This window comes from Marinimicrobium locisalis (genome assembly GCF_039822625.1).
Taxonomy (GTDB): Bacteria; Pseudomonadota; Gammaproteobacteria; order Pseudomonadales; family Cellvibrionaceae; genus Marinimicrobium; species Marinimicrobium locisalis.
This window is the reverse complement of record NZ_JBDLLG010000015.1, coordinates 54,547-70,967: the sequence shown is the minus strand read 5'-3', so window position 1 is coordinate 70,967 and position 16,421 is coordinate 54,547. Positions and strand designations below refer to the sequence as shown.

The 16,421-nt window shown below is 58.6% G+C and carries 10 protein-coding genes; 5 read left to right on the top strand and 5 right to left on the bottom strand.

Annotated elements, in window-relative coordinates:
• Positions 1-422: 422 nt before the first annotated feature.
• On the bottom strand, positions 423-1,898 hold the full coding sequence (locus tag AAE514_RS10995) for a NarK family nitrate/nitrite MFS transporter (RefSeq protein ID WP_347331587.1): 1,476 nt from the start codon (positions 1,896-1,898) through the stop codon (positions 423-425).
• A 497-nt stretch (positions 1,899-2,395) separates the two neighbouring features.
• Between AAE514_RS10995 and AAE514_RS10990 the strand changes: the two genes are divergently transcribed.
• Complete coding sequence (locus AAE514_RS10990; RefSeq protein ID WP_347331586.1) at positions 2,396-4,582, top strand: TonB-dependent receptor; 2,187 nt, start codon at positions 2,396-2,398, stop codon at positions 4,580-4,582.
• A 67-nt stretch (positions 4,583-4,649) separates the two neighbouring features.
• Positions 4,650-5,984, top strand: coding sequence for a hypothetical protein (locus AAE514_RS10985; RefSeq protein WP_347331585.1), 1,335 nt, complete (start codon positions 4,650-4,652; stop codon positions 5,982-5,984).
• Positions 5,985-6,015: 31 nt separating this feature from the next.
• Here the strand turns inward: AAE514_RS10985 and AAE514_RS10980 are convergent, their stop codons facing one another.
• Positions 6,016-7,128: a MipA/OmpV family protein gene (locus AAE514_RS10980; RefSeq protein WP_347331584.1), complete on the bottom strand. Its 1,113-nt coding sequence runs from the start codon at positions 7,126-7,128 to the stop codon at positions 6,016-6,018.
• Between the two features lie 165 nt (positions 7,129-7,293).
• Between AAE514_RS10980 and AAE514_RS10975 the strand changes: the two genes are divergently transcribed.
• Entirely contained in the window at positions 7,294-9,063 is a 1,770-nt protein-coding gene (locus AAE514_RS10975; protein WP_347331583.1) for an SLC13 family permease, read from the top strand.
• Between the two features lie 105 nt (positions 9,064-9,168).
• On the opposite strand, the gene AAE514_RS10970 is transcribed toward AAE514_RS10975, so the two are convergent.
• The 3 genes from AAE514_RS10970 to AAE514_RS10960 are packed head-to-tail and all read right to left on the bottom strand — an operon-like array spanning position 9,169 to position 13,348.
• Positions 9,169-9,960 carry a gluconate 5-dehydrogenase gene (locus AAE514_RS10970; protein WP_347331582.1) on the bottom strand — a complete coding sequence of 264 codons (792 nt, stop codon included), beginning with the start codon at positions 9,958-9,960 and terminating at the stop codon, positions 9,169-9,171.
• 12 nt (positions 9,961-9,972) lie between these two features.
• Positions 9,973-10,812, bottom strand: a complete 840-nt coding sequence (gene kduI, locus AAE514_RS10965) for a 5-dehydro-4-deoxy-D-glucuronate isomerase (protein WP_347331581.1) — start codon at positions 10,810-10,812, stop codon at positions 9,973-9,975.
• A 7-nt stretch (positions 10,813-10,819) separates the two neighbouring features.
• On the bottom strand, positions 10,820-13,348 hold the full coding sequence (locus tag AAE514_RS10960) for a DUF4861 family protein (protein WP_347331580.1): 2,529 nt from the start codon (positions 13,346-13,348) through the stop codon (positions 10,820-10,822).
• A gap of 857 nt (positions 13,349-14,205) precedes the next feature.
• Between AAE514_RS10960 and AAE514_RS10955 the strand changes: the two genes are divergently transcribed.
• Positions 14,206-14,433: a hypothetical protein gene (locus AAE514_RS10955; protein WP_347331579.1), complete on the top strand. Its 228-nt coding sequence runs from the start codon at positions 14,206-14,208 to the stop codon at positions 14,431-14,433.
• Positions 14,434-14,535: 102 nt separating this feature from the next.
• The gene (locus AAE514_RS10950; RefSeq protein ID WP_347331578.1) at positions 14,536-16,056 is read left to right on the top strand and encodes a UxaA family hydrolase; all 1,521 of its coding nucleotides are present in this window, start codon (positions 14,536-14,538) and stop codon (positions 16,054-16,056) included.
• Positions 16,057-16,421 lie beyond the last annotated feature (365 nt).

Here is a 16,421-nt window from a genome sequence, read left to right as displayed (position 1 = left end):
TGAACCCATGACGTGAAGGGATTCACTAATGCCTCGGCTTTGGCTTCATGCGTCGCCCTAACACCTACATCCCTGTAGGCGTCAGAGAGTCTGCAAAGGGGATAGACCATCTTGTTCCTCAGTGCAAAGCTGCAACTGGTGTGGACGTAGAGTGTAGGGCGGATAAGCGCAGCGCATCCGCCAAATTCTTTCCATAAACCGCCTGGGCTTTGCGCCTTTTCAAAACCAAAAAATGGCAGGTGCGCCTTAGGCTTACCAGCCCTACACAGCTTAAAGCTTGTCACTGAGGTCCGGTGTGGGATGCACTGTTCCCGGACCGTGGAGCGGGGGACCCGCGATTCGAGCCCCCAGGGAGGGGTTTACGGCGTGTCCGGGAACAGTGCATCCCACACCGGACCGGACTTTCAGAATGGACTGAGCGATCAGGTCAACTCAATCTTCTGCAACGTCCCGTCTGCCATCATCTCGCTCATGTGACCGCGCGGCTCCACCAACAGCTGAACCAGGAAGAACGTCGCCACCGCCGAGCCGGCGATGATCATAAAAAACGTACTCGCATCAATAAAACTGTACGCCGTCAAATACGTCACCGCACCCACGTTACCATAAGCGCCCGTCATTCCCGCGATCTGGCCCGTCATCCGGCGCTTGATCAAGGGCACCATCGCGAACACCGCCCCTTCGCCGGCCTGCACAAAGAACGAACAACACATCACCGACATCACCGCCAGCCACACAGGCCAGGCCGCATCCACCTGGGACAGAACAAAATAGCCAATTGCCAAGCCGCCGATAAAAATCGACATGCTGCGCCGACGGCCGAAATTGTCACTGATCCAACCACCACCCGGGCGGGCCACCAGGTTCATAAACGCAAAGGCACCGCCGAGCATACCCGCTTCGGCCAGGCTCAGGCTGGTGAACGTTTCCAGAAAGAACGCCGGCAACATGGACACCACCGCCAGCTCCGAGCCAAACGTCACGAAGTAGGCCCAGTTCAATACCGCCACCTGTTTAAAATCGTACTTGTCGTGCTCGGGCGCGCCGTGTTTGAGCATGTCCTTATTCACCCGGTAGATCTGGCTGAACTGGAATGCAAACAACGTCAGTAGGACCACCCACATCAAATAGACCAGGTTTTGGGTCAGCAGGCCAATGTTGGACGGGCCGAGGCGCCAGGCCAGCACGCCCAGAATGGCGTACATGGGGATGTTCATGGCGATGTACAGATAGAAGTCCTTCTTGCTGGACACTTCCATGCCGCCGGACTTCTTCGGCTTGAAGTAAGTGGAGCCTTTGGGGGTATTGCGGGCGCGCCAGTAGTAGAACACCCCGTAAATAATGGCAATAACGCCCGTGGAGGCGATGGCCGCACGCCAGCCGCCCATAGAGCCGAAAACGGCCACCGCGAGGGTGGGCAGAATAAACGCCGCTGCGGCGGAACCGAAGTTGCCCCAACCGCCGTAAATGCCTTCGGCCAAGCCCACCTGCCGGGCCGGGAACCATTCGCCCACCATGCGAATGCCGATCACAAAGCCCGCGCCCACGAAGCCCAGCAGGAAGCGGGTCAGGGCCAACTGCTCAAAGGTTTGTGATGAGGCGAAGATCAGGCACAGCACGCCCGAGGAGCAGAGCAGGCCGCAGAACACCTGTCGGGGCCCGAACTTGTCCACGAGAATGCCGATGACGATGCGGGCGGGAATGGTCAGCGCCACGTTAAGGATCAGCAAGGCCTTCCACTGGGCATTACTCATGCCGAGGGTGTCCACGATCAAGGGTTTCAGCGGGGCGTGACTAAACCACACCACAAAGGACAGAAAGAACGCAAACCACGTCAGGTGCAGTATGCGGATCGACGGCTGGGAGAAGTCCAGCGGGTTTAGTTTGTTCAAGCTCATAAGACATCATCCTGGGGTTGGCGGTGCCTGCTTTTACGCGGTATGGCGTCAACGTAAAGGGCGGTGCCGCGGACCGTGTGAATCAAAATGGGGCACGAAAGTCGCTGCGCAGTGTTCATCCGTTGTGCCCGGCCGCTGGGGCGCTTCCCAAGGGCTGGCAGCGATACTTCCCCGTCTCTGCAACCCCTGTGCCAAGCGTTATTAATTTCTAACTGATTGTTTTTAAACAGGATTTCAGAGGAGTTCCTCAAAGGTGGGGGAATGCCGTGAGTCATTAGCGCGCTTGATGAGGGCAGGCGTGAATCACTCTGGTGCGAAGGGAGCGCGGTTTGGCGGCGTTTTGGGGCGGATGAGGGAGGGGGCTACTCGTCACGGCCTGACACCCTATGCACTTGCACCACGGGCTGCCCAACCATAGTGCGATGGCACAAGGCTTTTCTTCCTGAAGGCAATGTTATACTATAACAAAAGTTTTCAAAGAGCACTCGGAGGTAGTTGTGCGCAAAACATCGTGGCGTTCGTTGCGGGGCTATGGGGTTGTGGGGCTCAAAGCGATGGGGCTAGGCGCTCTGTCGTGGGGGGCGTGGGCCGATGAGGCAGACCACCCCAATCCCGCCAAGTTGGAAGTGATTGAAGTGGTGGCCTTGCCCTGGCACGCCTCGACGCTGGAGTCGGCCCAACCGGTGTCGGTGCTGGATGGGGAGGCCCTGGCCCGGCGTCAGTCCTCTACTCTGGGTGAAACCTTGAGCCGCGAAGTGGGGGTGCACACCAACTACTTTGGCCCCGTGGCGAGCAGCCCGATCATTCGGGGCTTGAGTGGGCCCCGGGTGTTGATCACCCAGAACGGGCTGGATGCGGGCGACGCCTCTCGGGTGGGGCCTGACCACCTGGTGACGACCGAGGCTTCCACCGCCCAGCAAATTGAAGTACTGCGCGGGCCTTCGACACTGTTTTACGGCAGTGGCGCCATCGGGGGCGTAGTCAATATTGTTGACGGTCGAGTCCCCCAGGATAACGCGCTCAGCGGCCAGTGGCACGTGAAGCATAACGACGTGGCGGATGAGAATCTTGTTGGCGGTAGCGCCACGGGCGGGACCGGTCAATGGGCCGGCCACATTGATGGTTTTTGGCGCAAATCCAATGACTATCGGATTCCGGTGCCCGCTGAAACGCCCGAGGCGCATGAAGCACATGAAGAGGAGCTCCATGAAGAAGCGGCTCATGGAGAAACCCGCCTGGACAACTCAGCCTACCGAGCCAAGGGCGCCAATCTGGGCAGCAGCTACCTACTCGATAACGGTTTTGTCGGCGTTGCCGTGGGCCGACTTGAGCGCACCTACGGCATTCCGGGGCACAGCCACGGAGACGCCGAGGAAGCGCTCAACGTCTATGCCGACCTGGAGCAGGACCGGGTGCAAGTGCACAGCGAACTGAGCTTTGATCACCACTGGTTCAGTGCGCTGAATACCCGCGTGGGGTACACCGACTATCACCATGCGGAGATCGAAAACGGCGAGGCTCTGACCACCTTTGCCAATGAAAGTTACGAGGCCCGGGCGGAACTGTTCCATCAGCCTCTGGCGGAATGGCGCGGAGCTTGGAGCCTCCAGTACAAGCATCAGGACTTCGAGGCGGTCGGGGCGGAAGCCTTCACGCCACCGTCGCTCACCGAGAGTCTGGCCTTGGCCTGGATGGAAGAGCGACACTTCGGCCCGCTGTTGCTGCAGCTCGGCGCCCGAGTGGAGCGTGTGGAAGTCGACGCTAAACGGTTGACTCTGCCCATGGAGGAAGATGAGTCTCTATTGGCGGTCTACTCGGTGGAGCAGACCTTTGAGCCATTCAGTGTATCCGCCGGGGCGGTGTGGGATTTTACCCCGGGCTACAACCTGGGCGTCTCGATCTCCCGCGCCCAGCGGGCACCGTCGTCCGCCGAGCTCTATTCCTTCGGTCCGCACATCGGCACCAGCAGTTATGAAGTGGGCGCGCTCTACGAGCTTCACACCGAGAGTGACGGCCACTTCCATGTAGAGGTAAACCCCGCCCCGGTGGAGCTGGAAACCTCCAACAACCTGGATGTCTCCCTGCGCAAATTGACCGGCGACTTTGGCTTCACGCTGAACGCTTTCTACAACGTGATGGACGATTACTACTACCTCGCGGCCAGTGGCCTGGAAGCGGAAAGCGGCCACGCGGAAGAGCATGACCACGCCCATGCCGACGAGGAGCCAGAAGGCCTGCCGGTGTATTACTACGCGGCTCGGGATGCCACCTTCTACGGCCTTGAGGGGCAATTCAGTTGGCAGCTGTCCGCTCCCTGGCAGCTGGTACTGACCAGCGACTATACCCGTGCCGAGCTTGACGGCGGCGAGCCCCTTCCCCGTATACCGCCGCTGCGTGTCGGTCTGGAGTTGGACTACGAACGGGATGGCTGGCGCGCCTCCCTCGGCGGCCAGCGTTATTTTGAGCAAGACCGCGTCGCCGACCGGGAAACGGTCACCCCCGGCTACACGCAAATAGATGCCGAGCTGGGGTATGACTGGGACCTGGGCCGCCAGAACCTTACTGTTTACGTACAGGGGCGCAACCTCACCGATGAAGAAGCCCGCCCCCACACCTCGTTTATTAAAGACAAGGCGCCGCTGCCTGCCCGCTCCTTTGCGGTGGGGCTGCGCTCGCAGTTTTAACTTCGCTTTTTTATTGAGTTGGGCCGTTTACCGGCCCGTTTCCCCGACGTTAACAAGGACCCTGGCCATGTTTGATTTCCCACGTTATACCGCCTACGCGTTTTGCCTTAGTGCCACCGTGCTCCTTTCCGCCTGCGGTGGCAGTAGCACCAACATTGTCGAGCGCGAGCCGGTGGCGGCCCCCACCGAAGAGGAAGGGCATGAGGACGAACACGCCGCCGGCGAGGCGCCCAGCACCAAAGGTCGCTTGGTTGTTGCCTCTCAAGGTGAGCCCGAAGTGATGGTGTACGACCTGGACAGCGGGGAAGAGCTTGCCCATTACGAGCTCGCCCACACCGCCTCGGCCGTGTATGCCAGTGCCAACTATCGGTTTGCCTTGATACTCCAACGTGAGGGCAACCAGGTCAACGCCATTGATGCGGGTTTTATTCGCGAAGCCCACGACGACCACTTTGATTACACTATCGCCGCGCCCTCGTTCAGTGACTTTGACGTGTCCGGACCTCGCCCCACGCACTTCACCCGGGGCGATGATGAGGTGGTGATTTTCTACGATGGCAATGCCGACACCGCCGAAGGGGCCGAGGTGGGCGTTGTTTCCGACGCGAAGCTGGCAGCCGGCGCCGCCGGGGTCCGCATCGAACTGGAAACTCACCAGCATGGGGCCGCCCGCATCCTGGGGGAGCATTTGTTCCTCACCCTGCGCGACCCGCTCGATACCAGCACCACCCTGCCGGATCAGATCGCTTGGTACCATCTTCACGATGGCGAGTATGAGCTGGAACAAACGTTCGAAACACGATGCCCCGCCCTGCACGGCAGCGCACGCTGGGAACATGGCGTGGCGTTCGGCTGCAGCGACGGCGTACTGGTGATTCATGCAGAAGGCGGTGAGTTTGTGGCGGATAAGGTCGCGAACCCGGAGGGCTTGTCCGGTCGCATCGGTTCGCTGTATGCGAATGCCGGTGCGCACCAGCTGGTGGGGGTGGCTTCGGGCGAACTCTTTTTGATTGATCCCGAAGCCGGAACCATCGACCGCTTAAGCTGGACTGAGGAGGGGCGGGCGCCCGTCGCCTACGGGTTTGATGGTGAGGCTGAGCACTTCCTGGTGCTGGATGACCAGGGAGCGCTTACGCGGCTGGAGGTCGCGGATGGCTGGGCGGCGCTGGCCCCCATTCCCGTGGTCAGCTCCGACTTGAGTGGCTTGTCCGAGGAGGTGCGCTTGGCCATGACCGTCTCTCACGCCAGCCATCTGGTGTATGTCACCGATCCGGTGGCCATGTCGGTTCTAGAAGTCGACCTGGAGTCCGAAGCGGTGACTACCGCCCTGACGTTGGAATCCGTACCCGCCAAACTCGCCTGGACGGGGTTCGAAGGGGCGCATGAGGAGCACGAGCACTAAGCGCCGTGCTTGTTGCTCCAGAACGCTCTCGCTAGAAAGTGTACCCCAGGGCAAGGAAGCCTTTTACCAACCGCTCCTCATCCACCAATGGACTGTCCGTCAGGCGGCTATCCAACTGCTCCGCGCCGATATTCCCGATCAGTTGCCAACCGGTGGTGATTTCATAAAACACGGACAGGCCCACTTCGGGGTTTAGGGTCGAGCCGGGCGAATAGGCCGGGCGCCACTCGGTGGCAGCACGGCTCGGCACCCCGAACTCATAGTCGGCCAGTTCGCTGCTCAGCCAGTTAACCCCCACCGAGGGCGACAGCCGGGCGTTGCCCCACTGGAAGCCACGGCTGATTGACAGGCTGGCGACCTGCCCGCCCGAATGATCAAGCAGGTCCTGGCTGACACTGCCGGATAGCCGAAAGTTGCCGGGCAGGTCGCCGATGACGGCGAGCCCCAACATAAAAGTATTCCCCCGATCGCCCATGCCCGCCAGATAAGGGCTGTCGGCCTCTTCATAGGCTCCCAGGCGCAGGTCCCCCTGAAGAGCCAGACGCCAGTCGGTGCTGCCGGTCAGCGTGTAGCGCAGGCGTGGCCCCGTCCACTGCAACCGCTCCCCAATGTAAAAAATCGCCGGAATGGCCTGCACCGGTTGAGCATTGCTGTCCCGGTAGGGAGAGCTTTGGCCCACCATTCCGATACCGACGCCCAGTTGGCCGGAGGGTCCGAGCGGGCGGTATAGCGCCATGGTTTGTTTTGCGGCCTCTTGCTCATTCAGGCGAATGCGAGCTCGCTGGAAGCTGGGCGGCCCCTTGGGGCGGTAATCGTTGGTCAGGGCAATGGGCTCTCGGGGGATGCCGATAAAGTTGCGGTCCAGCTCGCCGTTGCGGTTGTCGTCCTGAAACAGCAGTGCCGCATACTCGCCCGCCGGGACTTCAATCACCAGTGGTTCCGGTGGGGAAAAGCGGAACTGTCGCTCGGGCTCGCCCAGGCTGCCGAACCGGTCCGGGTCTTCGTACAAATAGAGAATCAGCTCCGCCTCTTCATCGGCATTGCTTACCGTGAGAGTGAGTTCCGCGCCACTGGCCGCGCCGGTGGCGAGCAACAGCGGCAGCACAAGCACTGAAAAGAAGGTGGGTCGAGGCCGTGAAGTCATAGCTTTTATCCGGACGCCGTAAAAGTCGGGAGCGATTACGCCATGGAAGGCGCTTCGGATGACCATATACTCACTTGTTATAACCCTAGAGCCAATAACTATTTTCTCTGATTAACGCGTTTCGTTATGCTCGCGGGGTTTAATAACCACACTGGACGAGACTGTATGGAATGGCAAGGCGTGCTGTCCCTGTTGCTGACCCTTGGGGCGCTGGGCACCTTGATTTTTACCCGCATCGGACCACACTTGGTCATGACCGGGGTGATGATTTTGCTGATGGTGACCGGCGTTTTGACCGCCGATGAAGCTCTGTCGGGGTTCAGTAACAGCGGCCTGATTACCGTGGCGGCCATGTTTGTGGTGGCCACCGGTATTCATGCCTCCGGGGGGCTTGAGCTGGTGGTACACCATTTGTTGGGCCAACCCCGGAGCGTACGCCGGGCGCAACTGAGGGTGGCGCTGCCGGTGGCACTGTTCAGCGGTTTTCTCAACAATACCCCGGTGGTGGCGACCATGATTCCCGCCGTGCGAGCCTGGGCCAAGCGGATTGATGTCCCCGCCTCCAAGCTGATGATTCCCTTGAGTTATGCCGCCATTCTCGGTGGCACCCTGACGCTGGTGGGCACCAGTACCAACCTGGTGGTGAACGGACTGTACCAATCCATGACCGGCGATGAGGGCTTCTCCTTGTTCTCCATCACGGCGGTGGCCCTGCCCGTGGCCGTGGTGGGCCTGCTGTTTATACTGGCCTTTTTCCCCCGTTGGTTGCCCGATCGTCGGGAAAAAACACTCTTCGGCAATTTGCGGGAATTCACCCTGGAGGTGGCAGTGGCCAGCAACGGGCCGCTGGTGGGCAAAACCGTGGTCGAAGCGGGTTTGCGTAACCTCAAGCGGATCTATCTGGTGGAGATTGAACGCGCGGGGGCCATCGTGCCGGCGGTTGGCTCCGAGGAACCCCTGCAGGCGGGGGACCGTTTGATTTTTGCGGGGGATACCGAGGCGATTTCCGACCTGCTGCGCATCAAAGGTATTGTGGCCTCCACCAACGGCGAGCCCACTCTCGGCCGCGAGCACAGCGAGCGCCGTCTGGTGGAAGCGGTCATTTCCCCCCACAGTAACTGTATTAACCAGACCATTCGGGACTCCCAGTTCCGCGAGCGCTACGGGGCCGTGGTTCTGGCGGTGGCCCGTAATGGCGAACGGGTACCGGGGAGCCTGGGGACGATTAAGCTCAAACCCGGTGACACGCTGTTGCTGGAGGCGCGCCCCGCTTTTGTCAGCCGTCAGCAATACAACAAAGACTTTCTGTTAATCAACGACTTGCAGACCGAGGCGCCACGGCACCAGCGCGCGTACTTGGCCTGGGGCATTTTGCTGGCGGTGGTGCTCACCGCCGCCTTTGGCGTGCTGCCCATGTTGGAGGCCGCCCTGGTGGGCGCGGCCGCCATGATTATCACCGGCTGCTGCTCGGGGCCCCAGGCACAAAAGAGCCTGGACCCGACGGTACTGCTTACCATTGCCGCCTCCTTTTCGCTGGGGGCAGCGCTGGATAAAACCGGAGTGGCTCGATTGCTGGGCCAAGCTGCCGTGGACCTCAGCGGGGGGCACCCCTGGCTGATTTTGGTGCTGGTGTATGTCGCCGTTTCGGTGCTGACCGAATGCGTGACCAACAACGCCGCGGCCATTATCATGCTGCCGGTAGTGTTGGAGATTACCGAAAAGGCCGGCCTCAATCCCGAGCCCTATCTCTTTGCGCTGATGATTGCGGCCTCGGCGAGCTTCGCTACGCCTCTGGGTTATCAGACCAACTTGATGGTTTACGGCCCCGGGGGGTATCGCTTTACGGACTTCCTGAAGGTGGGCGCGCCGATGAATGCCCTGGTGGGGGTGACGACTCTCACCGTATTGATACTGGGGTGGCCGTTAGTGCGTTAATGGTGCGTTAATAGCCGCTGACCGGAATAAAAAAAGGCGACGCCTAAGCGTCGCCAACGAAGGGTCCATAAGGAAAGAGAGCGGTAGATTCTAGTGGTTTAAACGCTACTCATTCGCCGGTTTGCCGATGGTCGCGAGAATGCCGCCGTCCACATACACCACTTGGCCGGTGACGAAATTGCTGGCGTTGGAGGACAGAAAAATAGCCGCCCCTTGCAGGTCATCCGGGTCGCCCCACTTGCCGGCGGGCGTCCGGCTGATGATGAACTCGTTCAACGGGTTGCCTTCCACTCGGATGGGCGCGGTCTGGCTGGTGGCAAAGTAGCCCGGGCCGATTCCGTTGACCTGCACGTTGTGGCGGGCCCACTCGGTGGCCATGTTTTGGGTCAGCATTTTTAACCCGCCCTTGGCCGCGGCGTAAGCGCCGACGGAGTCGCGTCCGAGCTCGCTCATCATCGAACAGATGTTGATGATTTTGCCCTGTTTGCGCTCGACCATTTTCTTTGCGACCGGGCGGGTCATGGTAAACACGCCCACCAAGTCGGTATCGATCACTTGCTGGAACTCCTCAACGGCCATCTCCAGCATGGGCACACGCTTGATGATGCCGGCGTTGTTAACCAGAATGTCAATTGGCCCCACGTCTTTCTCGATTTTGTCGACCGCATCGATCACCTGATCTTCTTTTGTGACGTCGAATTTGTAACCAAACGCCTTGTAGCCCTCCGCTTCGTACTCGGCCACGGCTTTGTCGATTTTCTCCTGGGATGAGTGGCCGTTGATCACGATAGTGGCGCCGGCGCTGCCCAGGCCCTTGGCCATGGCCATGCCGATACCGTGTGTGGCGCCGGTGACGAGGGCAACCTTGCCGGTCAGGTCAAATAACGGATGTGTCATTGTGCTCGCTCCTTACTTCAATTCGTGTGGCTGGTGGAAGTCCATATCGGTGTAGTCTAGGTTTTCACCGGCCATGCCCCAGATGAACGTATAGTTTGCAGTACCCACGCCGGAGTGCATGGACCAGGGTGGAGACAGTACCGCCTGCTCATTGTGAATCCACAGGTGGCGGGTGTCTTCCTTAGGGCCCATAAAATGACAGACGGCTTGGTCTTCCGGCACGTTGAAGTAAAAGTAGGCTTCCATCCTTCGAGTGTGGGTATGCACGGGCATGGTGTTCCAGATGCTACCCGGCTGCAGTTCGGTCATACCCATCTGCAACTGGCAGGTTTCAATAATGCCGTTGATTAGAAGCTGGTTGACCCGGCGTTCGTTGCAGGTTTCCGAAGAGCCCAGCTCCAATACGTTGGCATCCCCCATGCCGACCTTCTTGGTGGGGTAGGCATGGTGGGCGGGGGCGGAGTTGAGGTAGAACTTGGCCGGGTTGCCGGCCTCACGGCTGCGGAAGCTAACCTCTTTGGCGCCGCGACCGATGTATAGCGCACTCTTGGTTTCCAGTTCGTAGTCGGTCCCGTCGACGGTAATGACACCATCGCCACCGATATTGATCGCGCCCAGTTCGCGCCGGTCGAGAAAGTGCTCGGCCTTTTGCTGGTCTACCGGCTCGAGGGGCACGGCGTTTTTGATCGGCTTGGCGCCGCCGACCATCATCCGGTCGTAATGGGTATAGACAAAGTTAAGTTGGTCGTCTTCAAAGATCTTTTCGATCAGAAAGTGCTTACGTAACTTGTCAGTATCGTAGTGCTTATAATCGTCGATATGGACGGCAAAGCGTTCTTCGATGGATTTCATAGTGACCTCATTTGCCCTTGAGCAGTTTGTGCATTTCGATACCGGCCAGGATAAACGGCCCTGTGCCCTTAGGATCATTGCGATAGACCGGCTCGCTCATATAGTACTCATAGCTGCCGTCGCGCCCGAAGCCCAAGCCGGCGACCAGGCAGATATTGGTCAGGCTGACCTTGTTGTCAGTGTGCACGAGCATGAACTCCTGCACCAGGCCGTCGTAGGCTTTTTGCGCCACCGAACGGTAGCTTTCATCCAGGTAGCCGTTGTTCAGAGCCTTGGCATAAAAGTAAGTAAACATGGACGATGCGCTGGACTCGCGGTAATTCCCCGGCGCATTCGGTTGATCCATAATTTGCCACCAAGTGCCGGAGGCCGGGTCCTGGTAGTCCTTTAGGTCGGCGGCAATCTCGTTAATCATCTCGATCAGTGGCCGGCGCAGTTCGGTTTCTTCCTCCGGGATATAGTCGAGCACATCGACGATGGCCATGGTCAGCCAACCGAAACCGCGGCCCCAAAAGTGCTTTGAAAGTCCGGTTTCGGGGTCGGCCCAGTCCTGCTGTTTTTTTTCATCCCAGGCGTGGTAGTAAAGTCCGGTCTGCGGGTCGCGCAGTTGCTCCCGGGAAATTTGAAACTCTTTAACCACCTCCTCCCAGCTATGGCGTTGCTGTTCGCCTTCTTCAAACAGCAGGGCGTATTGGGCCAGGAATGGCATGCCCATATAGACACCATCGAGCCATAGCTGCCAGGGGTAGCGCTCTTTATGCCAGAAGGCGCCCTCACTGGTTCGCGGGTGGTCCTTCAGGTGTTGGCGCAGCGTTTGTGCGGCGAGTTTGTACCGCTGCTCACCGGTTTCTTTCCAAAGGCGTAGAACCACGTCCCCGGGCTTGATGTTGTCGATGTTGTAGTTGCGGGTCTTGTAGCGGGTGATGTCGCCGTCCTCTGCGATGAAAGTGCCCGTAGTCTTGGCTTTCACCTCAGCGTAGCGCGGCTCCCCGGTGACTTTGCCGAGCTCATCATAGGCGAGCGGTAGCAAGCCGATAATGTCGTACTCGAACTTGGGTGGGCGTTCGCGGTTAGTGTCCCACCCGTCTGCGTGATAGCGAAGGGTTTTGCGCTCCAGCTCCGCCTCGGCCAGTCGCCGACTCCACTCCAGCGCGGCTTGCGCGTCGGCCGGTGGGTGTTTCTGGGCCTGACTGTGGGCGAAGAAGGTACGCTCGCGCGGCGGCATGGTCAGGCGGTCGGCTTGCTTCTCAAGGTAGGCAACAAAGTCGTCTCGGGTTTTGATGCCGTTGGTTTCCCCTTCCCAGGCGGCCAGGAAGTAGTAGTCCACATCTTCGCCGGCCGCATCGAGTACGGAAACATAGTTGTGCTCATCTTCGGTTTGCGCTTTCAGATCGGAGCGGCGGAACAGCAGCGCCATACCAAGGTGGTCATCATTCAGGCTTTGCTGGCCCCAACTGGCGACGTAGGTATAGGCTTTGCCTGTAATGTTGACATCGCCCTTGATCAGTTCGGTCCCCGGATGCTTGACCAGGCCGGCGGCGATGTTGTCCAGTGAGTCGCTCAGCTCCAGGTCCACGTGAACCAGGCGGCTGCCGGCGGTCATTGACAGTTGCGCGGTGACGTCCAGGGTTTTGTCGGCCACCTGCCAGTCGTTGTATTGAATGCTAAAGGAAGAGTATAGGTTACCGTCGTCAAGAATACGGGCATCCCAGCCCTCCACCTCGGAGACTCGAACCACTTTTTCCCCATCCCAGTAGCCGTATCCGCCGGCGCCGAGCGAGCTGCCCACCTTCAGAACGTCCATGCCCCAGTCCGCCATTTCGTGGTAGGAGTCAAAGCCATCCTGTCCAACATTCTGTAACACCATGTCACTCGTCTTCTTTCCAAAAATGTCGAAGCCGTTGCGCCAGTCCAGGTACACACGGTAACCCACCAAGTCGGACTCAATGCCGGGCCCCTCATAGCGAATGAAGTATGAGTGATCGGAATGCTCTTCAGGTGCTGTCAGCTGTTGGACGTTCTCAAATTCTCCACCGACATACTCGTATTGCCCCTCGCGACTGTCGTCGGAATGAGGCTGCCATTCGCCGCCGGCCTTGCGGGAAAGTTCGGCTTGAGTGCGCTTTTCGGCCTCGGGCGCCTGGCCCGCCAGCTCGTTGTCGATAACGAGTTCGGCTTGGCTTTCCGAGCCAAGGTTCACCAAGGTGAGCACGCCGTCCTTCTCGCCATCCCCATTGCGGTCGACTAGCTGGACCGCAAGGGGCAAGCCGTCTAGCGTAACGCCCAGTTGTGCATTCAACGCCGCCGGCCGCTCCAGCCCTAGATCGTAGAAGCTCACGTAAACCGGTTCGTCTTTTAATGGGCGGCTGAGAGCGTTGGACAATTCAATACGAGCCAGAGGCAGGGCGTCAGCTTTTGAGTGGGCGCCAGGGGCCGCGCTTTCTTGGAGCTCGGGTGGAGTGGGCGTATCACTGCAGCCCACCAGCGCGACCGTCGCAATCAGCACGGTGCCGGGGAGCCGTTGGAATTTGAGCATAGTCTTCACCTTTCTGGGTCTCTCTTATTGGGAGCCGGTTGGCCCTGTTGTTCTAAAAGATGACAGATCGTCGACGTTCAGCGATGTCGGGCGATTGGGGCGAGCATTGTGGAGGGGCCGCCTAGGGGGGACGACCTAACCCACCAGTGGCGTAACCACTGGTGGGCTTTGGCCGGGTTGATTTTGTTGCTCGGTCTCTTGGCTTTATTGGGCGGGAGTACCAGCCTGTGCCTTGATAACCGAGGTGGTTCTGAGCTTGACCGATAGTGCTCGGGGCCCCGAACCAGAGGAGTTTAGGCTCTCACACCTATTCTGTTTTAATCCTTTGCGTTGCTTCTAAACGTAATGGCTTCATTACTTATTACTTTGTTTACTCCTTTAATCACTCCTCTCTTGCTTTCTCCACTTGTCTCCCTCTTGCCTCTTTAGCGTCTTTTTGTAAGAGGCTCGAGCGCCCTTAAATGTCATTGTCGGGTTGCTCGATACCGCTGGCTCAGTGCCTCGGAAAGCCTGTGCCGATGCAGTGGTTTCATTCTGGTATGCCTCGATGGGAAAATCAAGCGTGAAGAACAATTTTTTTCCTGTAATCGAGCCTATATTAGTTCAGGGGTTTCGGTTTTGTGTGTGTAACCGGTTTCATATAATTTTGTTTCTTTGAGTAATCCATTACATTTTGCGCAAATTTCGTTTTTGTTTCGGTACGGGAGTAAAAACACGGAAAAAACTGCATTTTTTTACAAGATGACCTTTCTCCTACCGTACCGGGAATGACAGCGGTGTCATTTGCGGCGCAGGGGAGTTTGTTTGAAATGACACCGCTGTCATTGCAAACTTGAGCAAAGTCGCTGGAGTTTGCTTTGAAATTGGCGCATTTAAATGGTTGCGGCAGGGGCGGTGACGGTGCTAAATTTGATCCCGGTATTGACCGAATACCATTGCCGATTTTTCAGGCGCCGCAAGGCGCCTGTTTTTTTTCTACCCCAGAAAAAGTGGCCCTGATAAAAACGACGGCCAGGGGACTTCGGCGAGCCGGCAAGCAGACGAGGCTGACGGTTTTTCCTCCGAAACAATTTTCCAGTGGTTAGGTGTCTACGGGTCGGGTGCTCGTGGGGCAAGTGCCCCGGTTCAGGTGTGCCTGGCTCAGGCGAGAGTAACTTGGAAAGCTCCAATCTTGGGTGATTATTATTGTGGCAACCATCATTCATCTTCACGCACGTGACAACGTCGGCGTTTGTAAGGCCGCTCTGCCCGCGAATACCGCGTTGCTTCAGCCAGAGCTGACTCTGATTGACGATATTCCCGCCATGCACAAGGTGGCGTTGACGGATATACCGCAAGGGCAGCCCATTCTCAAATATGGCCAGATCATCGGCTTCGCCTCTCGGGCGATTCGCCCCGGCGAACATGTGCACAGCCACAACTGTAAAATGGGCGCGGCGGAGAAAGACTACGGGTTTTGCCGAAACGCTCGCCCTACCGACTATGTGCCCGAAGGCGAACGCGCTACCTTTCAGGGGTATCGGCGGGCCAACGGCAAAGTGGGCACCCGCAATTATATTGGTATTTTGACCACGGTGAACTGTTCGGCCACGGTGGCGAAAGCCATTGCTCAGCACTTTACGTTCTCCGGCGAACTGGACGACTACCCCCATATTGACGGCGTGGTGGCATTTACCCACGAGACCGGTTGCGGTATGCGCGCCGATGGCGAGGGCTATGACACCTTGCGCCGAACCTTCGACGGTTACGCCCGCCACCCCAACTTCGGGGGCGTACTCATGGTTGGCCTGGGTTGTGAAACCATGCAGGTTCGCCGGGTGATGGCGGAGAGCGGTTTGGGGGACACCGACACCTTTCAGGCCTACACCATTCAGGAGGTGGGCGGTACCCGTAAAGCCATTGAGCGAGGCATAGAAGTGCTGCGCGGTATGCTAACCGGGGTAAATCGGCATACCCGGGAAACCGTTCCGGCCAGCGAGCTGACCCTGGCGGTTCAGTGCGGCGGCTCCGATGCCTTTTCGGGGATTACCGCCAATCCGGCACTGGGCGCGGCGGGCGATATCCTGATTCGCCATGGCGGCACCGTGATCTATTCGGAAACTCCCGAAATTTTTGGTGCTGAGCACCTGTTGACCCAGCGCTCAAAAACTCCTGAAATTGCTCGGAAGTTGCTCGATCGGATCGAATGGTGGCAGGATTACACCGCGCGCAACGATTTTGAGCTGGACAACAATCCCTCTCCGGGTAACAAAGCCGGCGGCTTGACCACTATTATGGAGAAGTCCCTCGGGGCGCAAGCGAAAAGCGGCTCCACCGAAATGGTGGGAGTTTATCTCTATGGTGAAGAGGTGAAAGAGAAAGGGTTGGTGTTTATGGACAGTCCCGGGTTCGATCCGGTGTCGGTGACCGGCCAGGTGGCTTCCGGCGCGAATGTGGTATGTTTTACCACCGGGCGCGGCTCGGCCTTCGGGTTCAAACCAGCCCCCAGCCTGAAGCTGGCAAGCAGTTCCGATCTCTTCAGCCGTATGGAAGAAGATATTGATATAAACTGTGGCGGTATTCTGGATGGGGAGATGACTCAGCAGGAATCCGCCCAAGCCATTTTTGAGCAAATACTGGCTACCGCCTCCGGAGAGCCGACCAAGAGCGAACAGCTCGGCTACGGAGATAATGAGTTCAACCCCTGGAAGATCGGAGCGGTTGTCTAGTCTCGCGCGCCTTGCCTGGAGCGCTTGTGTGGCGGCTGAGTGTTGCGACATTATCCTCGCGGCCCACGAGCCGACGGTGAAATGAAACGCTAAGAACCAAAACCGAAAAATGCAGTAATAAGGGAGCTGAGCCCCACGCTGGGGCGACGGCCCCTATCAGTGGACCAATGGGCGGCACGGCGCCGGGAGGTGAGAGACCCGGCAACGCGCCCGCTGTGAATCAGTTCAAAAAAACGCTGATCACGGCACCCCATTGACTCCATACAACAAGAAGTGAGGTGCCGGTAACCCCGGATGCCTCACCTGTTAGGACATCCTGCCTCGCTGATTCCGCCAAAGTCGGAAATAGCGACTATGGTTAATGG